The sequence below is a fragment of the Elusimicrobiota bacterium genome, assembly GCA_016788905.1.
In the GTDB taxonomy this organism is placed as follows: Bacteria; Elusimicrobiota; Elusimicrobia; order FEN-1173; family FEN-1173; genus JADKHR01.
In genome coordinates, this window is sequence record JAEURZ010000020.1 from 19,237 (window position 1) to 40,332 (window position 21,096).

The window sequence follows — 21,096 nt, forward strand, 5'->3', positions numbered from 1 at the left end:
GTTTATCCAAACACACCCGTGGCCCAGAGCACCAACACCCCAACACCCAAGGCCACAGTTAAAAGATAGTTCTGCACCGCCCCCGTTTGCAGGGACCGAAGGCCCGCCCCAAACCGGAGGGCCAACCAACCAAATCCGTTGACAAAAACGCCGTCGATCACGTGGTCATCCACCCAGCGTTGCACACGGGAAAAAAAGTTTCCCAGACGACCGAAACCATCCACAACAAATTGATCCAAAAACGCGTAGTCGAAGGAAGTCAAAAACCGAGCGGGTTTAAAACAAATCCATTCGGTCAAACCGAGATAAAACCGGTCAAAATAACGTTCCGTTACCAGACGGTATAAAACGGGGAACCGGCCGGCCACCCACGCGGGGTCCGGGGACTTCCACACATACATTCCCACCGCCAAACCCAGCCCGAGCGCCAGTGCCGCCAAGGAGGAGCCCAGGACGATGGCGTGTACGCCATGACCGTCCCCGCCAGAACCAGGGACCAGAAAATCAACCCATGTGTGAAAAGGAAACACGTAATGCAGGAGGAACCCCGCCCCAATGGAAAAGACCGCTAAGACCACCAAGGGAATTGACATGGCGGGACCGCTTTCGTGGGCGTGGCCAAACCGATCCCCATCGCGAGGCGTTCCCCAAAACGTCAAAATCATTAAGCGCGTCATGTAGAACGTTGTGAGAAACGCCGCAAAGACCGCCACCACAAAAAGGGCCGGTTGATGGTTCACCAGGGTGGCACCCAAGATGGCCTCTTTACTGTAAAATCCCGATCCCACGTAGGGAAACCCAATAATCGCCAGCCAGGCGCAGAACATGGTAATGGCGGTAATCGGCATTTTTTTGGCCAGCCCGCCCATCAGGGGCATTTCGTTGGTGTGAACCGCGTGAATCACGCTGCCGGCTCCCAAAAAGAGAAGCGCTTTAAAAAACGCGTGGGTCGTCAAATGGAACATCCCCGCCTGAGGATCGCCCACACCCATGGACAACACCATAAACCCCAGTTGGCTGATGGTCGAATAGGCCAACACTTTTTTAATGTCCGTGGCGGTCAACGCGCTCAGGGCGGCGCCCAGGGCGGTAAGCCCGCCGGTCCAGGCCACAACGGTCTGGGCCAAAGGCGAGAGGGCAAAAAGGAAATGGAACCGGGCCAAGAGAAAAACGCCTGCCGCCACCATGGTGGCGGCGTGAATCAAAGCCGAAACCGGGGTAGGGCCTTCCATGGCGTCAGGCAACCAAACGTGAAGCGGAAGTTGAGCCGACTTTCCCGCCGCGCCCGCGAACATCAAAAGAGCGATCACCGTAGCCAGCGCGGGGGTCACCTTCGTGAGGTACTCATTTCCAATCATGCCGAAGTTCAGGGTTCCCACAGTCACAAAGAGGAGGAGAAGGCCCAGGTAAAACCCCACATCCCCCACCCGTGTCGTGATGAACGCTTTCCGGCTAGCGTAGGCCGCGGCAGGCCGCTCAAATTCAAATCCAATCAATAGATAAGAAGAAAGCCCCATGAGTTCCCAGCCCATAAAGAATTGAAGAAGGTTATTCGACACCACCAGGATGAGCATCGCTGACGTAAAAAAGGACAAGTAGGCGTAATAACGAGAGAATCGAGGTTTGCCGTGTTGATAGTCCAAAGAATAAATTTGAACGAGGAACGAAACCACCGTGACCACCACCAACATCATGGCCGCCATCCCGTCGATCATCACCCCGAATTCCAACCGAGTGTTTCCAATGAGAAACCAATCCCAAGCCATTTCGAAAAACCGGCCTGAGACGCCCACCTGGTTTAACAACTCCGGGTTCACGTAGATGGACCCCAGAATACCAAAGGAGTGAACAACGCCCCACCCCGCGGCCAAAATACCCAACCAAGCCCCCCCGAAAGGCAATCGTTTCCCCAGAAACAGGATCAAAAGGGAGGCCGCGAGAGGAAGGAGAGGAATCAAATACGCTAGGTTTAACATATCACCCTTTCAGAAGGTCCAGATTTTCAGCCAGGACCGTTTTCGAGTTCCGATACATGGCCAACACCAGGGCCAACCCCACCACCGCTTCTGCCGCGGCGAGAGCAATAATGAAAACAGCAAAACCTTGTCCCCAGGGTTCCCCAGGATGCAAATAACGGTTAAAGGCGACAAAATTGATATTCGCGGCGTTAAACATCAGCTCAATACCGATCAAAATCCCCAAAATATTTCGCCGCGCCAAGGCGCCAAAGAGGCCTATGGAAAACAAGGCTGCCCCAATGAGAAGATACCCGGTCAGACTCACCATGAGGCCCTGCCCTTTTTACCAAAATGAATGGCCCCCACTAACGCGGCCAAAAGAACGAGAGAAACAGCCTCAAAGGGAAAGACCATATCCCGAAGCAGAACAAGGCCCAAGGCCCGGGTCACGGGCACTGTGGTCCCCAAGGGATCGGGTTCCGGCAACTGACGGAAAAGGACCGCCAAAAGAGAAACAAAAATGCCCGCCAAAAGGAGACTCCACACCCATTGGGTGTTGACCTGTTTCACCACCCAATCGGAGGGACTCCCCGAAAGCAGAACCACAAAAAGCAACAACACTGTGATCCCCCCCGCGTAAACCAAGATCTGCGCCACAAAAAGGAAATCCGACCCCAACAGGGCGAAGAATCCAGCCACCCCGGTTAAGGAGACCACCAACCACAGCGCGCAATGGAAAACATTTTTCAAGCTCACGGCCAAAATCGCCGGGACCAGAACCATCGTCCCTAACAAAAGAAACACCGCCGATTCAATCACAACGCCCCCATTTAAGCCACCGGGTCCGACGCCGTTTCCGAGGCGTTGGTTTTTGGATCCTGACCCATTTTCTGACCACGGGCCATAAATTTCGTCCAGATCTGTCCTACCTCAGACCCGGAAGGTTGCGGCACGTCCGCCCGCCAATCCATCACAAATTCGTCCCGATGGGTGAAAGACAGTTCATACTCTTTCGTGTGGTGAACCGATTTCGGCTTTGTCGGACAGATTTCCTCACACAACCGACAATAATTACACTTAGCGAAATCAATTTTGTACCAGGCCAAATCTTTTTTCTTGGTTTCTTCGTTTCGTTTCGCTTCCAAGGAAATACAGGCTGAGGGACACGCCCGCACACACATCTCACAGGAAATACAGATCTCAGGATGAAAAGCCAAGGCCCCCCGGAATCGATCGGAGAGCGTCAATTTCTCGTGGGGGTATTGAACCGTGATGGCCGGCATAAAAAGATGGCGAATCGTCACTGTGAGCCCTTTCACAAGGCCCCGGGAAACCTCAAAAACATTTTTGAAGTAAGCGATCATGGTCGGCTCCTCATCAGGAAGAGAAAGCCTGCCAAGGCCACATTGACCAGGGCCCAGGGGAGAAGAAATTTCCAGCAAAATTCCATGAGGCGGTCCACACGCAAACGGGGGTAGGTCCACCGGAAAAGGATGAACAAGAACGCCAAGAAAAAAGCTTTCCCAAAGAACCACACATAAGAAGGGATAAAAGAGAGGGCCGGATGGATCGCCCCGCCCCCCCCCAAGAAAACCACCGCGCCCAAAGCGCACGCCAAAAACATATAGGCGTATTCCGCCATGAAGAACATGGCCCATTTCATGCCGGAGTACTCCGTGTGGAAACCGGACGTCAATTCGGATTCAGCTTCCGCGATATCAAAGGGGGTCCGGTTGGTTTCGGCAATGGAAGCGATCAAATAAATAATAAAGGAGATTTGCCCCACCACTGGATAAAAAATAAACCATTTAGGAAGGAACCCCATCCAGAGCCCCCCCTGTTTGTTCATAATTTCTCCCAGAGAAAGGGACCCGGCCCACATGACCACGGGAAGGAGAGCAATCACCCGCGGAATTTCGTAGGACACCACCTGGGCGGCGGCCCGAAGGCCTCCCAACATGGAATATTTATTGTTCGATCCCCAACCCGCCATGAGGAGACCAATCACCGACAGGCCGGAAACACCGAGAACGAAAAGGAGCCCCACATCCAGACCCACCGGGGCCAAACCCGCATGGCCAAGAGGGATCGGGGCGAAACACACCAACGCCGGCGCCACCACAACCAACGGCGCAATAAAATGCATGATTTTGTCAGCCCCTGCCGGGACCAGATCCTCTTTGAGTAAAAGTTTGATCCCGTCCGCAATGGTCTGCAGCACACCGTGGAACCGCCCCACACGCATGGGACCCATTCTCACTTGGATATGGGCCGCGATCTTCATTTCCCACCAGACCAAGAAAATAGGCAACACTTGGATCAACGTGAGAGCCACCAGACAAGGGACCGTGATGAGAATGGCTTGCCCGATCCAGGCCGGGCCCCCCCTTGACTCAATATATTTCGTCAGGAACCCATGGGCCGCGTGAAAATACTTGTCGGGCTCACCGATCAAAATGGTGGCCGCCAAAAGCGGGAGCAGGATAGCCGCCAAAACAATCAACGAATTCTTATAACGACGGCGTAGGGACTCCGGAGATTGGGACGTTGTCCAGGGACCCGTGACGGACCAGGGGCCGGAAGCCATTAAAAAGTCCCCTTTCGTGTCATCGGTCCACCTCACCCAGTACAATGTCGATGGATCCCAAAATAGCCACCACGTCGGCCACTTTCCACCCCACGAGAATGTCCTGCAACATCGCCAAATTGATATAGGAGGGGGCTCGGAGGTGCAAACGATAAGGGCTGAGCCCCCCATCAGTAACGACGTACACACCCAACACCCCTCGGGCTCCTTCCAACTGGGCGTAAGCTTCGCCCACGGGAGGCCGGAGATTCACCTTGGGCACCTTGCCCATAATGTCGCCAGCGGGAATTCCATCCAACGCCTGTTCCAAAATGCCACAGGATTGTTCGATTTCATCGCGCCGAACCATGTAACGATCCCAGCAATCCCCGTTTTGCCGAACCGCCGGGCTGAACTGGAATTTTGAATAAATCCCGTAGGGCGCGTCCTTCCGAAGGTCCAAAGGAACACCGCTGGCCCGCAGGTTCGGCCCCGACACCCCGTAGGAAATGGCTTTTGCTTTTGACAAGACACCAATCCCCTTGGTTCGGTCCATAAAAATGGGGTTGTAACTTAACAGGTTATCGTATTCTTTCAAACAATTTTTCATGTGGGCCACAAACATCTTTGCCTTCTCCACCCACCCGTCCGGGAGATCGTTGGAAACCCCCCCGATCCGGACATAGTTGTAGGTAATGCGAGCGCCGCAGAGTTGTTCAAAGAGATCCAAAATCATTTCCCGTTCCCGACCAAAGGCGTAAAGAAAAGGGGTAAAAGCGCCGATGTCGATTCCAAACGTTCCAATGAAAAGGAGGTGGGAGGCGATCCGGTTGAGTTCCCCCGCAATCACACGGAGATAGTCCGCCCGCTGGGGAATCTCCACTTTTAAAAGTTTTTCAATGGACAAACAGTAGGACCAATTGTTCAACATGGCACAAAGATAGTCGTCACGGTCTGTCAAAATAATAAACTGGCCAAAGGTCCTGTTCTCTGCTAGTTTTTCCACTCCGCGATGGAGATAGCCCAGATCCGGAACCGCGCCGGTGACCACTTCCCCATCCAGCTTAAGCACCACACGCAAAACCCCGTGAGTGGAAGGATGTTGGGGCCCCATATTCAAGAGCATCTCATGGTCAGAAATTCGCTCCATTTTTGTCTCAAAGGAAGGGCCCGAAAGGAGGGAATCGGCCCGCTCGTTCACGGTTCCTGCCGGAAGACCCAGGTTTGGGCTCATGGCTTTTTTACCTCGCCGCTGACCTTGGGCAAGCCGATTTCACAACCATTATCGTATTTGTCTTGGACGTGCACGTAGTCTTTTCGCAGGGGCCATCCCGCGTAACCATCCCAGAGGAGAATGCGTTTGAGGTTCGGATGGCCCTCAAAGTGAATCCCGAAGAGGTCAAAGGTTTCCCGTTCTTGCCAGTCGGCCGATGCGTACAAAGGGGCCAGGGAGGGAAGGGTGGGAGTTCCTTCCCGGGGCAAATCGGCCTTCACGAAAATCTGGGTCACGGGTTCGTTGGATCGCATGAAATGATAGACCACTTCAAATAGATTCTCTTTCACGTAATCAACGGCGGTGGAAAAATTCAAAAAATCGAATTTCAACGTCTCTTTCAAAAACGCCGCAAAATCCGCCATCTGCGCCGCTTCGATTTTTACCTGCAACTCCTCGTTCCCCTGAACGAATTTAGGATCCAGGGACACAACCTCTGTCACCGTTGGAAACCGGCCTCGAACCTGTTCCAGGAGCGCCGTCTTATCCATCACCCGACCTTCACTTTGAGTCCCGCGTGATACATGTTATCGATTTTCTGTTGGAGAGCCAGGATGGCGTTCAACAGGGCTTCCGGACGAGGCGGACACCCAGGGATGTAGACGTCCACGGGGATCACCCGATCCACCCCTTTCACCACCGAATAAGAATCGTAATAGGGGCCCCCACAGTTCGCACAGGCTCCCATGGAAATAACGAAACGGGGTTCCGGCATTTGGTTGTAAAGTTTTTCAATGGCCGGGGCCATCTTTTTGGTCACAGTCCCGGCGATAATCATGAGGTCGGCTTGCCGAGGGGAAGGACGGGGAATAACGCCAAACCGGTTCACGTCAAAACGGGTGGCATAGGCCGCCATCATTTCAATGGCGCAACAGGCCAACCCAAAGGTCAGGGGCCATATGCTGGATTTACGCGCCCAATCAATGAAAAAGTCCACGGTCGTCATGCTGATTTCACCCAATCCCGGGACTTTGTAAAGGGTAGAGGGCAAAACCTTCTCTTGGATTATTCCCACTTCAGGGCCCCCTGGCGCCAGGCATAAATCAGACCGAAGAAAAGCAGCCCAACAAACACCATGACCGCAACAAAGACTTCAACCCCCAACGCATGAAATTGCACCGCCCAGGGGAACACAAAGAGGGCCTCCACATCAAAGATAACGAAAATCAATGCAAAAACATAGAACCGGATGTTGGGAGACACCCAGGCCGACCCCACCGGGTCCATTCCGCACTCGTAAGGAGAAAGGTCTTTTTTAACACCCCGTTCTCGAACCAACGACGCCACGGCCAACAACATCGGGAAAAAGACCGCCGCTATTAGTGCGAAAATTAAAATGTGGAAGTAATCGAAGGCCATTATTTTTTTCCTATAAAGAGTGACACCACGCCCCCCGATAGGGGCCGATGCTCAAAATGCGAGAACCCACTTTCCTCAAACAACTGCCGCAAATCCTGGGGACTGGGAAGAGCTTGAATGGAGTTCGCCAAATAGGATCCAGGCCATTCCTTCCCAAAAAACACTCTTCCCCATAAGGGCACCATCGTCCGGTTGTAAAGACAATGTCCCCACCTCAACCAAAAGTTACCCGGGCGGGTGAGGTCCAAGAACACGAGACGCCCTCCCGATTCAAGCACCCGCGCGCACTCACGCAAGGACTCAGGGAGCACACCCCCCACCCATAAATTACGAAGGACAAAAGCGGAAACCACGGCATCAAAACATCCGGTTTTAAAAGGAATCCCCGCCGCACTGCCCTGGGACCAGAGGGGCAAACCCCCTTCCCCGTAGTGACGGGCCTGCCTCAACATATCAAGGCTTAAATCGATCCCCGCCACCACCGTTCCGGCCGAGGAACTGGCCTGAATTCCCCAAGCCAAGTCCCCCGTTCCGGTCCCTAAATCCAAAACCCGCTGAGCACCTGAAACTTCCTTCAAAAGACATCGGCGCCATCGGGTATCCAACCCCAGACTGGACCAACGGTTGAAAGCCCGATACCGACCAGCCAACGATGAAAACATCCGCCCGATGGCTGGAGGTGGAACAGGATCCATGCTCTTTTGCAAAGGAGTCGGATTTATCGGCCGGCTCTCACAACCGCCCCCAAAAAGGGGCCCCAACGACTTCTAAATACCTGACGGTTCTTATTGGAGATCTTCCACACCCAAGGTTTTTTTCTTCCCTTCAGCCGTAACTTTCGCCACGGAAGCGTTCAAAATGTCTTCGACTTTTTTGGAGAGGGCGTCGATGTAATCCCCACCCGTCCGGAGCCCTTTCTCTTTCACCGCTTTTTTTACTTTGCTCACCACCACGAAGCTTTCAGCCATAAGTACCCCCAGTCAAGTTTAGAAAGAAACCGGATTAAACGAATTTATGCACCCCTTGTCAACTTAGGGGGAATGTTGAATGAATTGAATTTTTCACGCCCCCGCCGAAACCCGAATCTTTTTAGCAGGTTTCCCTCCGCAAACACGACAATCGCTCCGAACAGGCACCATCCGCTCACGAAATTTCATGTTCAACAGGTCCATCGTCCAAAGTCGACCTGTTCCAGTTTTCTTTAATCCCAACAAAACTTTTAACCCTTCCGTGGCCATCAGCGACCCGATGGTTCCCACCACAGAGCCCATAATCCCCGCGTTGGAACAGGTTTGGGCCAGGGCCGGGTCCGGGGGCTCAGGAAACAGACATTCGTAACAGGCCGTTTGGCCTGGAAAAACCGTCATCACCTGCCCCTCCCAGCGAAGCACGGCGCCCCACACCAGGGGAATCCCCTCAGACACACAGGCCGTGTTCACCGCGTAGCGGGTTTCAAAATTGTCCGACCCATCCAAGACCAGATCAGAGCCAACGAACAACCCGGGAGCATTGGCCAAGGTGAGCCTGGTTTTCTTAACCCGAACCCGAAGTCTGGGATTTAGGGCCAAAATCTTGTCCCGGGCCGAATGGACTTTGGGTGTCCCCACATCCGGTGTGAAGTGCAGAATCTGGCGGTGCAGGTTAGTCAAATCCACATCATCGTTATCAACAAGAACCAACGTCCCGACCCCCGCCGCCGCCAAATAGAGAGCCGCCGGCGACCCCAGCCCCCCGGCGCCGACCAAAAGAACTCGCGCACCTTTTAGCCGTTTCTGCCCTTCCCCCCCCACTTCCGGGAGAATCAGCTGGCGGGAATACCGCTCGATGTCTTTATCATTTATTTTCATGAAGGCAACTTTTAATGGCTTCAGATGAGGGAGTGATCACCACGCGAGGCCATAGGGTTTCGTTGAAGGGCAATGAGCGAGATTAATCTCTCGATCGCTCGCTCCCGGGCCTGACCAGCGAGCTCAAAACACTCTGTTAAAGCTCCGGGTAAATAACTTCCTGTGCACATTATCACTTTTTGAAATGATAGACCTCGAAAAGCGGCTGTTTTAGAGATCTCTCTACGCGTTGGAAGCGAGAACGCGCAGATAATGGAGAAATGTTTGAACAACGTCCCCAAGTGTGACAGCACTTTCCAAAGCCATCCGAAGTTTCGAGTTCTCATCAAGAGAAGCGATATCCCTTCGATGGATCGATACGCCAGCCCCCACCGTCGCCACCGTAGCGGAAGTCTTGCTCAGCCATGCCGACATGTCGTGGTCAAGAGTGTCCAGAACGTCAGCCGACCATCCCGAACGGCTCAGATTCACAGGAAAAAGTTGAACGCCCTTCGCCGCGAGAACAGAGAGTCGGGCCTGAATCTCCCGAGACTGCCCCGCAGGGACCACGAGCCCCACGGACACCCCCGCATCCTCCGACACTCCGGAACGCTCCAGCAGCATTTCAATGGAATTTAGCTCAACAGAGGCACTGCTTCCCATCACGTGGACGTAATTGACGGGTTGCCCTGTGGCAGCCTTGGCCAGTGAGGAGAGCAGTATCAATGGAGTTCCTGAAAGTTTTTGTTGGTCGACCGCCGATTGAACAACCCCTAAAAATCCCGCGCGGAATTCCGTATCCGTCTTCAGCCGCGATAGTATTTCCGTCATGGGGTCAACAGAAAGGCTCCCTTTCCCCACCACCTGTTCCGTGTGATCTATTTCCGTTCCCGGCATCAATACCTCAAAAACTCCTTGAACACGGGACATCCGCCCCACCAACGTCCAAGCCACCCTCTCCCCCGCCTCTCTCGGTTTTTCTGAATCAAATATCGAATGTAAGCCCCCCGCCAATCCCCAGAGGACTCCCGCCGCCTGTACTCCGAAATCCGGAACACCCCACAGGGGAACCGCCCCCAACAGAAAAGGTGTCACCCCAATGAGAACCCCATAAATCAGGCCCATCGTCATAGCCTCCACCACCCCAACGTTAACCCGTGTGACCGGCGCCATGGATTTAGAAATGAAGTGGGACCCAAAAAACAAAACCCCATAAATCACCCCCAAAACCGGAGCCAGAACCCACCCCCATGGGGCCCCCGAAAAAACAAGGGTCCCCACTAAACCCCAAGAAGCAACTTTCGCGCCAACGCTCCACTCAATGAAAGCCGCAAACTGTCGATAGGCTGCCCCAAACCGTTCCCGGCCAACCGCCCCCCCCACCTTGGCCCCGAGCCACTCAGCTATTTTGAGCCCCCACGTGCTCGCGGCTTTTCCCTCATGGTGATTGCCAAACAAATCCATTTGCGTCGAAGATGGGGGACGAAGATCTTTTATGTCCTCGTCAGTAGAGATTCGCCCACGGAGCGCCGCGATGATCGCCGTCCGGTGACACTGACTGGGGTCTTGTTCGTAACAGAGAAGAGCCACCCGTTGACCTTCGATCCGACGCACCAATTCGTCGACGACGTGACGATGGGCGTCAAGATATCCTGCATACTGGCGCATAAATTCTTCGTCATTTTCACCGTGACGATGCAGCTGGCGAATACTTTTCGGCGCGCCAAGAGATTTTTGATGTTCGTATCCAATCCCCGCATTCCCTAATCGTTCTCTCAATGAGCTTGAGAAATCAGGCCTTTGACTATAGGCATTTTCACGAACATCAATGACCAAGGTAATTCCCTGTTCTTTTAATAATTCCAAAAACAATTCAACCGACTGTCCTTGGTATCCAATGCCTCCCAAAAAAGGAACGCGGACGGCATCGCTGGGCATTGTTTCCCCGAAATGATATATGGCTCCCTTGTCGCGGGAACGAACACCGAACAAAGGCTCAAAATATTCCCGCTCTCCGTAACCGCCGGTATCAAATATTTTTTGCCCACCTTTCAACGAAGACGCTTCTTTTGCCAATAGGGTTTTAAACTTCGCCAATGGCTTGGCTTTGGACTTTCGCAAAGCCTCCAATATTTCGTTTTCAAAATCATGGTTGCCCAGATAAAGCGGACGTTCTGGGAATAGCACGGGAGTGCCGTCCTCCATCCGTTTCACTTTAACCACACTTCTTGCCAGAATGTGACCGTTCTGGTCCCGCACAATGGCTAATATTTTATTTCGCGAACCCAAATCATCCACCAACGTTGAAAACTGTTCTGGATTGGCATAGGCATTGAAACAATCCACCAAGCGGGGTTGAAGCATGCCTCGTTGAAGAAGAAGAGCGGGGTTTGTCGTGAATTCGATGGACAGGCGTTCATAACGAGAACGCTCATTTAATTGATTCAACGTACCCAAAAACAATTCAAGATGTTCCGCGACCTTGGAGGCGCCCTGGGTCGTCGCGCGCCCAATAATTTTGGAAACAATCAGACGAAGATTCCGCAATTGCGCGGGAGAGGGAGGCGATGCCGTCAGACGGGACAACCAATGGGACAGAAACAACCAATCCTCCAACGACGAATAGGCGCGTAAACGTTCTTGGATTTTATCAGTCAATTCCTCTGAACTGCCGTGAGAATCAACACCTGCACGGGCCAGGACTGAGCGGTCGAATGCATTCAAATGTCTTCCCAAACGAACTTGGCCCAAAACAGCGGCCAATTCGGCCCGCCCAGGAGACAATGCCTTCCCCGGATTATCAACAGTGCTCAGGGACAAAAATTCTTTCGGAGCCCAATCGCCTACAGTTTCAGCAATGGCGGCATAATCATCTTGTGTCATTAACTCCTGAATTTGACCAACAACTTTATTCAAATGCGCTTGATGCTCCGCAACACCAATTTCAAATCCATTAATGGAGACGCGTTCTTCTTTGGTAAAAATTTCCCAAAATTCTTCGTTAGCTTTTAGAAACTCCACATTCCCCCCGTTTAGGCGCTCCCCCTCTTGCCGGTTCCGCCACTGGGAGAAACGCCCCTTTGCCACTTGGGATAGGACCTCTTGAAGTTGCAGTGCCTCTTTCGCGTATTTTGGGTTTCCATTTAAACTTTTTGCCATTTGAAGCGCCGTCAAAACGGCTGGGAAGGATCGGCAAAGGGTGACTGATTCACTCTGAGAGAGATTGAAAATCCGTTGCGCGGCCCTCTCTGTCGCCCGAACCAAACCGCCATCAAAAGAATCAGCGTCCGCGCGAACCTCCTCTGATAACAAAACTTCTTTCGTTTCGGGAAAATCCAATAGACGGAGCATTTTTTCAAATCGATCCATTCTGTGTGGGACATCCAATCCCGGCCCAACAAATAAATTTAGATATTTCCTTAATAGAGAAAAGAATGTCGTTTGCGCATCGGGACCATTAACATGGAGGAGCCAGAGGCACAGGGACTGATAAAAGAGTCCTTTTTGTTTTGGTTCCATGTCTCGATCCATCCCGGAGAGAAAAGACGCCAATATTTCCCTTTCGGTTGTGGCATTCGCATGTCCCAAAACACAGTAGAGAGGAAAAACGACATAAGGAGCCTCTTCAAATAAGAAGGAAAAATCTTCCATTTCAGTCGCGATGGATTCCCCTTTGCCTACCGTGTAGAGAATCCCCAGAAAATAGGTAATCCGTTCCATCCAGCGAGCGCGCGCAAATTTGTTCGGAATCCGTTGAAGAGCCGAAAGAAAACCGACATTCGATTCTTCTGTTGAACCCAATGTGCGGAGAAGGTCTTCTAGGCCCTTAATTTGCCCCGTTTTGAAATAGAGTTCAGCCAGTTCCAACACTTGGCCCATCTGATCTTGGGATTGTGCCCTTTCATACAAAGGAAGAAAAAGCTCAAGGGTTTTACGAACGGCCGGAGAGCGGAGCGACGAATAATACCGCTCCATGCTTTTGTCTTGTTGAAATCCTGGAAAGAAGGACATCAGCGATTTTCCCATCAATGTGTCTTGCTCTTCGGGTGTTGCCAAATCCGTCATCACCAAACGAAACACCCGTTCCCCCGCCTCATTCCGTTCCAATTGAATTTCAAGTGGAGTGCCCGAAGCGGAAAGTTCCGCCGCCAAGGGCTCGTATTCCGTTCCTCGATACCGTTCCGCCCATCCTTCCGGGAAACGGGCCACCATTCGAATTTTATCAACGGCTTCGTGGGGTCGCCTTAAATCCACACGCACCATTCGCCCGTCTAATTGCCGGTCCAGCGTGTAGGTATCGGGCAATTGAACTTGGACCGCATATTCGGCCGCCGTCAAATCAAGGCCGACGCCACCGGCCTTCATATTCACCACAATGATTCGAACCTTGGGATCCGTTTGAAAAAGGTGCCGTTGATAGGTCTTGGCGTCCACAGCTCGGGCACGGGGGTCAAGGGCGTCGACCACCAATTCTCCAGATTGGTCAAAATACCCTTTCACCACGATTCCATTCTGATCGTGCGCATACCCCGTGATCGAGCCATCAATGCGCGCAACACCATAGCGCCCGTAGCGATTTAAAGCTGCTTCCAACACGGACTTATTGAGGGTAAACAATATCCCCTTTTTTCCGGACGAAGCATAGGATTTAACAACACGATCCAACTCAGCCCACATGGGGGAATCGCTTCCCCCCCCCACACGCCTCGGGTTGATCATCAAATCAAAGGCAAACCGCAACTTCGTAAAAGGATTAATTTGTTCTTCCGTTAAACGCTGTTCCTCTGGAACACGTTCATTATACCAAGCCGCAAATCGCCCAAAATCTTTTACCAACCGAAGCAATAGATCAATCTGTTCTTCGTTGAGAAAGTATCCCCCCATGCTCGTGTAGGGCACCTCGCGAAGATGGGGCAACCGTGCCCCCTGTTCTGCTAACGGGTGAACAGCCGGAGGATCGAACCGCCTCATGACATCGTCCGGTTCTCGACTCAAGCTCACACGCCGCATGGCGGCCCGAAGCAAGCGATAGCCGAGGGGATCATTTCTCGGATGTATTCGACAAAACTCATTATAATCCCTGTATTTGTCTTCCTCGGGGGTGCCACGGGAAAGCGCGTGCAACATGGCGAACAATTGTTGATGGTTGGATCCATAAGCCGTGGCGGAGAGATACCACTTTCGAGAGCTCTCAATCTTCTGCAAGGCTTCCGCCTGTTGAGCGTTCCGCTGATCCCCTTCTCCCCGATAATTAGCGCCCATTTGAGACTCATCAACGACAAAGAGGTCCAGCCCATGGGATAAACCAGACAAATCCTCAACAGTTTTCCCTCTCAAGCTTTGAATGCTTCCAATCACAATGACGCCTTTTTCGTCCCTCACAGAGTCAATGAGCCGTTGTCGTTTCGCCTGATCCCCGGAAAGAACCACAATTTTAATTCCTTTCAACGCTTCCCGCGTAAAGTGTTTGAAAATTTCTTTCTGCCACGAATCCAAGAGCGAGGCGGGTGCGGCAACGAACACTTTCCATTGGGGGTCCATGGCTGCCAGGGCTTCAATGGTTTTTCCAAGTCCTGTGCCATCACCCAGATATGCCCGGGCGTGATGGCTAAGGAAAAAAGCCCCCACCCTTTGGTGAGGCAAAAGGTGAGTTAAAAGATGCGGAGCGCGATATTGAAGGGCTCGGTCCGTAAGGTCACGGGCGGCCAGATAAAGCTCTTCAAAAAACACCCCTTTCGAGCGCGCCTCTTCCAACTGCGCCATCAATAGGGATCCTTTTTTCTCATCCGACAGCTCAATAAATAAAACTTTAAGGAAAACAGAAACCAGCATGCCCCGTTCTTCGACGCTTTTTTTGTTTATGAGACTGGCTTTCTTAAAGAAAAACTCCAACATCCGCTGATCCCGATTTCCCAGTCCCCCTGGCCCCCGCCGAGCCACATCGCCCAAATGAAGTTCTGTAAAATCTCGAACATACTTCTTCACTTGCGCCAAAGGGATCGCTTCCCCATTCAACACCAACAAAAGATCCAAAAGACTTTGGGTATCGTTCCCACAGACTTCCACGGCATCTTTGAATTCTTCAAACAGATCCTGAGCGGGGGACTTTTTGACCGAATTCGTAATTAACTCTGTCAAATCCAATCGACTTAAAAGGTAACTCAGAGACGGGACCCCAATCCCCAATCGTTCCGCCAGAGCATTCCGGCTGGAAGAGGCCCCGGACAACTCCCGAATTTTCTCATTTAAGAATTGAGGAACTCCTTGATCGGCGATTAGTTTATCGACAAATTCTTTAAAAGATTCGCTTGGCATATGGAATTTCTTACACGCTTCTAAATTCCAATCATTCGCTTCTAAATAACGACGATAATCCTCTCCCGTGGGAAACTTTTCTATCCCAGTGAGCGCCATCATGCTTCGCACCCACTGAGTTCCGACCTTCCAATCAGTGGCCATTCTCTGCTTTGTGCCGGAAGTCCTTAACTTATTAAGGACAAAATCCCGAAGGCCGATTTTAAAATCATCCCGTTTTTCAATATATCGAAAAAAGTAAGCTTCCGCTCTATTATCTCCGCCAAAAAAGAACCGTTGCGCTTCCGCCACATTCCCGTCATGCATGGCCAAATACTCCTGCATATCAGCAAAAGCGGGAAATGACTCAACCCCAACAACTTCCACGAGACGACGCATCCATGAAATTTCGACTCCCCAGTCGGTCGCGGCCTGGGCAACCGTCCCAGATGTTTTTAGTCGTGAGACAACACAGTCACGAAGAATGGGCGCATTTATTATCAAACCTTTAAGAACATCAAAAAAATCAAATTCCTGATTCGCCCGGAAGAACAGTCTCACCATGCCAGGGACATCGCCAGAATGCGCCTTTAAGAAGCCAATGACATCCGATACGGAAGGATCAGGATCATTTGACTTGACGCTTTCAAGAAACTCACTAACTGTTATCCCAAATTCATCCGCCACTTTTTCGATGTTCCAATCAGATTCTCTTAATCTTTCCAATATACCCTCGCGAACCACAAGATTAGGGTAACTATCCCTTTGTCGCGAAAGATTAAAGCGGGCATTTTCTTCCAATATTTCTCTACGAAACAATCGAATCCACCGATCGTCCCCATCCTCAGCTCGGCGATTGCTCCGACTATTCGTCACAAATTCGATGACCTTTTTACGTAATTTATCATCATCTTTAACACTCTGATCACCCACTATGTAACCTTCAACAGCTTGACGGATACCCAAGTTTCCATAGAGGTGAAAAATGACGCGATAAAATTCCTCAATTTCCGTATGAACATCAACGGTAACAAATTCTTGATTCAACGCGCCCTTTAGGTATCCGTGCAATGGACTTCCTAAGTCCTTAAGATCCTGCAATGTTGAGGCATTAGTCATTCCACGGACACGGAATAAAACCTTTAGGCTTTCTTTTGAGAGTGGGAGCTCACTTATCGGCGTATCCCACAAATGGTGTTTGGGGGAAACCCAAACTCGATCAGGCCCTCCTTTTTCAAACCAATCCTCTACGGTTTGGATCATTTCTTCCGTCACCCCAGGATGTCGGCTTAATGCATCCTTCAAAGCATCCCGCCTGGGGGACCAATCAAACAAATCGCTATTGGCGTGAATATTCATTAAGAACAATTTGGTCATCACGGGTGACGCGAAGTCAAATGTTCGAACCTTTTTTCCTAACCCGGTTATCGGCATTGGAACGAACTTGCTAAGAGGATTACCTGGGGTGGCAAGATTTTTTATTTCTCCATCATTTGTCTCTCCATCTTCAAAATCCGCCTCCTTCTTTATAAAAAGATTCACATAGGATTCCGCTAATTTCGGGGCTCGTGATTCTTTTGATAAAAGACTTCGCACGGAAATCAATAGGTTTTCATAATTATTTGGATTCGCTTGGGTTTTTAAAAACAGATCGATCGCATCATTTATCTCCGAAAACAGAGGGTCGCTGGAATAGGTATTTTGTTCAAACTCCCTCACGTGTTTAAGGAAACCGAAGATTTCTTTGGTCGCGTTCAGCGAATCGAAAACTTTACCTTGATTCAATCCAAGCAATTGCGGTAAATTACCACAATGAAGAATATCTCCTAGAGTTGTTGAGTCCCCGGTTTTAAAAACCCCTTTAAGCAAGGCTTTCGCAGGCAAAGATAATGGGAGATCAGGTATTTGTATGGACCTAATACCATTTCCCCTTTTTACCCAATAATGTTTGTAATCATACGCCTCAACCCATTCTTTAACGACTCCGGTCTTCCAAACACCAATCCTCTGCAATTTAGATTTTAGACCTTTCCAATCAGAAAGGACTTGGCGGGCTAAGTCAGCGTCTGTCAGAATTCCCATCTTCTCCAATGCGGTGGCAATAGAATAATGAAATTTCCAGGTTTTTTTCTTAGTTTCTCTTCCACCAACTTTTTCTGCTCGCTCCGCAATTGGCTTCTTTTTAATGGCCCATACCAAACCTTGGGCTCCTAACCGCAGATACAATTTTTCATCCCCCACAGTAATTTGTCGAGGGGAATTCATATCGGGCATCCTGTGGGCGAGAGGAATTTGCAATAACAAGTCTTCTGAAACACCTTTGTTCAGATCGGTCTCTTCTGCCGAAAGAGATGGAATGTCGACAAGTATCTCCTCCAAAATGTGCCCGATTAAAGTCGAGTCAACGCGATGGTATTGACCAATGGTATAGTCCCATTTCACCCTCGGGAATACCTCGAGTGAGAAATCACCAATAGAAATGATGTGCGATCGATCAAGCACCCCGGACTCGGTGAGACTGTTTTTAATCTCCTGTTTGGTTTTCTTCAAAAATAATCCAATCATAAAAAAAGCTTCTTTGGCCGTGATATGGTGATTTCCCCGAATTAGAAATCCGTCGCGATAGGCGCGTTCAAAATCTTCATGATGAAAGGCACTTTCATTTGAATTTGGCGGGGGAAATAATAAAAAACAAGCTTTAAATGGTTCCCTGTCTTCAGGAGCCATACCCCATGCATCAAGGGTGGGACCACCTGAAGAAATCCGGAATAATTTAATTTTTTGGCCAGATTCCAATCGCACATGCCCTACGTCGCGTGTTTTGTCCCCATCAATGGCCTCGATCACTTTCATTTTCCGAGGATCCCGACTCCGAACATACTTATTTGAATCAATTTGACACTCAGAAATAATCGTATTTAAACTCACCACATGATCAGGCACTTTGGGAACCGGAACAGTGTCCGTTGCTTGTTGGGAGGATGCCACAGGCTGGGTTTTCGTATTATCTTCAGTAAAATCACCCTTCGCAATGGGAGCGGCAGGAGATTTATTCTGTGACCACAAGAGAAATGGATCTTTCACATTTAGCCGAAGAAGATTTACAAAAACCCTGTATTCGCCATTTGCTTTGTTTGCCAAGGTGCGAATAGAACCACTAATTTCTTCAGCTGGGACTCCTCTTTCAAATCCCGATTGTATAAGTCGGTTCGTTGTATCCCACATCACATCGTAATCACATTGAGAGTCGTTCTCGAAATAATCGAATACGTCATTTAAACTTGAGATGATTTCTTTTTGAGTGGCCATAGCCGGAACAGGGAACATCAAGTTTCCACCCCGATGGGTATTGTAGGCGAGACCCAATGAACCCAACAGAGAAACAATGATCATGAGAACGGTATTCCACATTGGACTGTTTGATATGAATCCAAGCGCAAACGAAAACATTGCCGTTGATGCGAACCCGAACAACACAAACCCAATCGCTACATAAAAGAAATACACCGCCGCGACCCGCCATTTGGATTGTTCCTTTGGGGTCTCCTTCAGCAAATTGATAAACAGATTCCCATGGTAAAGCAGAAAAACAGGAAGGGTTATTGCCAAAGGAGTGAGGGACGATAGGAAAAGAGACAGGGGCCCCATCGTAGGATCGTTTATCCACCCCAGCAGAATTTGTGTGAGGGCGGGCCCAAGAAAGAACAATTCCTTAAATATTTGGCGTGGATTGATTCGTTCGGCCCTTGTAAATTGACGTTCAAGGAAGCGGGTGATGGCTGACCAACGACCGTATTCTATTCCTATCGATTCGGTAACGCTCTGAATGCCAGGACTTCCCTTTTTAACGGTAAACTCAAATACCATTCCCTTGAATTTTATTTTCGCTCGAATTGTATCTTGAACTACTTTCAAGACCGACAGGCTCCCAACACCGCCCAGTGTGGAGTAAATCGCATCGACATCGACCCTACCCATTTGTCCCAAGAGGAAAACCCCCATCAAGGCCACGAGCGCTGGGGCAAGAGTGCTGCGGAAATGTGTCGCAAAGGGAGAAGAAGCGAGAAAGAGTTTTTCCCCTTGGAACAGTTTATCCAGCGGGGTTTTCTCTTGGGTGAATACGCTTAGATACGCTGAGCCCTGGGCGGTGTCGACCTTATCGATTTTGGGAACGTAGGAAATAACGGTCGCGCCTCGATCTGTCAACTTTTTTCCAATGCCTTCGGCGTGGAATCCACCAGTGACCAAAAGCGCAACGGAATGTGAATCAAATTTAGATTGAAGATCCATCCCCGCCAAAAGGTTTTTGGCCATGGCCGTGTCTCGCGCTTCGGCTTCATGGTAAAAGGCTTCAAAAGAGGCGAGCGAAGGATCTTTATTTGTTAAAAGGCTTTCATATTCTTTCCACTCCAGCGGTGTTAAACCGAAATCTACCAGCTTTGAGGTAAGCCAGTCTTGCCGGGATTGGGCGACCAGCGCTTTCTCTTTCAGGGTGTTGGCCAGGGCGTCATAAGCGGATTTTTCCAAAGCCGAGATTTCGTTTAGTAACTGTTCCGCGTCGATCCCGCCACAAAGCAAGACATACTGAACGTATTCGTCCATGGCGGGGTAATCCGACAGGCGGATCTCTTTTTTTCGGCATGTTTCTTTTAAATGAGAGTAGAAGTCGCCATATCGGAGTTCCCCTGTTCGGTAGGCCAGGCTTTTGGCCATTAGTTCCTTGATTTCTTGGGTGTTCAGGGTTCGGGTTAGTTTTTCGATTAACATTGATCTTTCGGCTTCGACCTGTTTAAAGTCAAGCGTGCGTTCGGTTTTTAGGGCGTGGAGAAAGGTCTCGACAATTCCAACGTCTTTGGTTTTGAGTTTTGGCCTTCTCGGTGACATTGGGAGCGCGGGCGTCTCGCCCGCAGATGGCGGGCGAGACGCCCGCGCTCCAGAAACCAAAACCTCGACATAGTCGCCCAGGGAAACTTTGTCGTTTCGGTATCCATTCACTGTTTGATCGAGGGCCAACAGAGTGGGAGAGAACACGGCTTTCTTTTGTTCTTCTAGTTCCCCCCTCCGCTTATTTATCGCCAAACGAGTTTTTTTTAATTCCGGGGCGGAATCTTTGTAAGCTTGGACGTTCGCGGCGTAATGGACAGGGTCATCGATGCCCAGAATTCGGGGGAGTTTCCCCTGAGCCGTCATGGCCGCGTGGATGGGGCCGGAAATCTTGTTTTCCCTCAACAAATAGTCCGCCGTCAATTCAACGGCTTTCCTGTTTGGGAAATCCACGAAGGGTTGGAGGGCGATGTCCTCGGTGGATCCCTCCAGGGCCACCATACCCACCTTTCCGGACTTCAATAAATCCGCCACAGTCTCCCGGATATTCTTCTGGGCTTCGTCGTTCATATGAACGTCTTGAATGTGGATCACCACCGGTCCCCAGGGACCGGCGTTCTTCCCGAGGGAAACCTTGCGCACGCTTCCGTGGGCGGAAGAGAGTGCGTCCAAAAGGTCAGCGTGACCCGTTAAAAACGTGTTGGGAACTGATCGAAAAACCGAGGGGGTGAGCGAAGACCGATGGATTTCAGGCGAGGGAAACTGGGCGGCCAAAGACGTCGGGCCCTGCACTGATTGAGGAAGGGAAGCCAGAAGTGTAGTCGACTCACGCTGGGTGACCCGCCGTCGTTCGGACCAAAAATTCTTTTCAGGCTGATAGGCAAACAGGCTCTGGGTGGCCAGCAGGGCTCCAGAAAGCACAAAACCCGTTATTTTCTTGACATTGAGCGCGGGAAGTTTCACGGTCCGATTATAACACGCCCTCCCAGAAGATCG

At 50.7% G+C, this 21,096-nt stretch carries 13 protein-coding genes; all 13 read right to left on the bottom strand.

What is annotated here, in order from left to right; genetic code table 11:
* Nucleotides 1–2: 2 nt before the first annotated feature.
* Nucleotides 3–1,976 (bottom strand): NADH-quinone oxidoreductase subunit L, encoded by a 1,974-nt coding sequence (gene nuoL, locus JNK54_08810; protein MBL8024363.1) that lies wholly within the window; start codon nucleotides 1,974–1,976, stop codon nucleotides 3–5.
* Nucleotide 1,977: 1 nt separating this feature from the next.
* Nucleotides 1,978–2,283: an NADH-quinone oxidoreductase subunit NuoK gene (gene nuoK / locus JNK54_08815; GenBank protein ID MBL8024364.1), complete on the bottom strand. Its 306-nt coding sequence runs from the start codon at nucleotides 2,281–2,283 to the stop codon at nucleotides 1,978–1,980.
* Entirely contained in the window at nucleotides 2,280–2,777 is a 498-nt protein-coding gene (locus JNK54_08820) for an NADH-quinone oxidoreductase subunit J (protein MBL8024365.1), read from the bottom strand. Before JNK54_08820 ends, nuoK begins: the two co-directional genes overlap by 4 nt.
* A gap of 11 nt (nucleotides 2,778–2,788) precedes the next feature.
* Entirely contained in the window at nucleotides 2,789–3,322 is a 534-nt protein-coding gene (locus JNK54_08825) for an NADH-quinone oxidoreductase subunit I (GenBank protein ID MBL8024366.1), read from the bottom strand.
* A complete protein-coding gene (gene nuoH, locus JNK54_08830) occupies nucleotides 3,319–4,545 on the bottom strand; it encodes an NADH-quinone oxidoreductase subunit NuoH (protein ID MBL8024367.1) in 1,227 nt (408 codons plus the stop codon). Before nuoH ends, JNK54_08825 begins: the two co-directional genes overlap by 4 nt.
* Before the next feature lie 19 nt (nucleotides 4,546–4,564).
* Nucleotides 4,565–5,674, bottom strand: a complete 1,110-nt coding sequence (locus JNK54_08835; GenBank protein MBL8024368.1) for an NADH-quinone oxidoreductase subunit D — start codon at nucleotides 5,672–5,674, stop codon at nucleotides 4,565–4,567.
* A gap of 80 nt (nucleotides 5,675–5,754) precedes the next feature.
* The gene (locus tag JNK54_08840; protein ID MBL8024369.1) at nucleotides 5,755–6,288 is read right to left on the bottom strand and encodes an NADH-quinone oxidoreductase subunit C; all 534 of its coding nucleotides are present in this window, start codon (nucleotides 6,286–6,288) and stop codon (nucleotides 5,755–5,757) included.
* Entirely contained in the window at nucleotides 6,288–6,743 is a 456-nt protein-coding gene (locus tag JNK54_08845) for an NADH-quinone oxidoreductase subunit B (GenBank protein ID MBL8024370.1), read from the bottom strand. The genes JNK54_08840 and JNK54_08845 overlap by 1 nt, the downstream gene beginning before the upstream one ends.
* A 59-nt stretch (nucleotides 6,744–6,802) precedes the next feature.
* On the bottom strand, nucleotides 6,803–7,156 hold the full coding sequence (ndhC, locus tag JNK54_08850; protein MBL8024371.1) for an NADH-quinone oxidoreductase subunit A: 354 nt from the start codon (nucleotides 7,154–7,156) through the stop codon (nucleotides 6,803–6,805).
* Nucleotides 7,156–7,851 carry a class I SAM-dependent methyltransferase gene (locus JNK54_08855; protein MBL8024372.1) on the bottom strand — a complete coding sequence of 232 codons (696 nt, stop codon included), beginning with the start codon at nucleotides 7,849–7,851 and terminating at the stop codon, nucleotides 7,156–7,158. Before JNK54_08855 ends, ndhC begins: the two co-directional genes overlap by 1 nt.
* Nucleotides 7,852–7,941: 90 nt before the next feature.
* Entirely contained in the window at nucleotides 7,942–8,124 is a 183-nt protein-coding gene (locus JNK54_08860; GenBank protein ID MBL8024373.1) for a hypothetical protein, read from the bottom strand.
* Nucleotides 8,125–8,217: 93 nt separating this feature from the next.
* The gene (locus tag JNK54_08865) at nucleotides 8,218–9,003 is read right to left on the bottom strand and encodes a HesA/MoeB/ThiF family protein (GenBank protein ID MBL8024374.1); all 786 of its coding nucleotides are present in this window, start codon (nucleotides 9,001–9,003) and stop codon (nucleotides 8,218–8,220) included.
* 222 nt (nucleotides 9,004–9,225) lie between these two features.
* The gene (locus tag JNK54_08870) at nucleotides 9,226–21,063 is read right to left on the bottom strand and encodes a DUF488 family protein (protein MBL8024375.1); all 11,838 of its coding nucleotides are present in this window, start codon (nucleotides 21,061–21,063) and stop codon (nucleotides 9,226–9,228) included.
* Nucleotides 21,064–21,096: the final 33 nt, after the last annotated feature.

What these genes read in the sequence shown, in the direction of transcription:
- JNK54_08835 (MBL8024368.1), bottom strand. Translation starts at nt 5,674, where the DNA reads ATGGAGCGAATTTCTGACCATGAGATGCTCTTGAATATGGGGCCCCAA.
- JNK54_08855 (MBL8024372.1), bottom strand. Translation starts at nt 7,851, where the DNA reads ATGGATCCTGTTCCACCTCCAGCCATCGGGCGGATGTTTTCATCGTTG.
- JNK54_08840 (MBL8024369.1), bottom strand. Translation starts at nt 6,288, where the DNA reads ATGGATAAGACGGCGCTCCTGGAACAGGTTCGAGGCCGGTTTCCAACG.
- JNK54_08865 (MBL8024374.1), bottom strand. Translation starts at nt 9,003, where the DNA reads ATGAAAATAAATGATAAAGACATCGAGCGGTATTCCCGCCAGCTGATT.
- nuoL (MBL8024363.1), bottom strand. Translation starts at nt 1,976, where the DNA reads ATGTTAAACCTAGCGTATTTGATTCCTCTCCTTCCTCTCGCGGCCTCC.
- JNK54_08860 (MBL8024373.1), bottom strand. Translation starts at nt 8,124, where the DNA reads ATGGCTGAAAGCTTCGTGGTGGTGAGCAAAGTAAAAAAAGCGGTGAAA.
- JNK54_08845 (MBL8024370.1), bottom strand. Translation starts at nt 6,743, where the DNA reads ATGACGACCGTGGACTTTTTCATTGATTGGGCGCGTAAATCCAGCATA.
- nuoH (MBL8024367.1), bottom strand. Translation starts at nt 4,545, where the DNA reads ATGGCTTCCGGCCCCTGGTCCGTCACGGGTCCCTGGACAACGTCCCAA.
- ndhC (MBL8024371.1), bottom strand. Translation starts at nt 7,156, where the DNA reads ATGGCCTTCGATTACTTCCACATTTTAATTTTCGCACTAATAGCGGCG.
- JNK54_08825 (MBL8024366.1), bottom strand. Translation starts at nt 3,322, where the DNA reads ATGATCGCTTACTTCAAAAATGTTTTTGAGGTTTCCCGGGGCCTTGTG.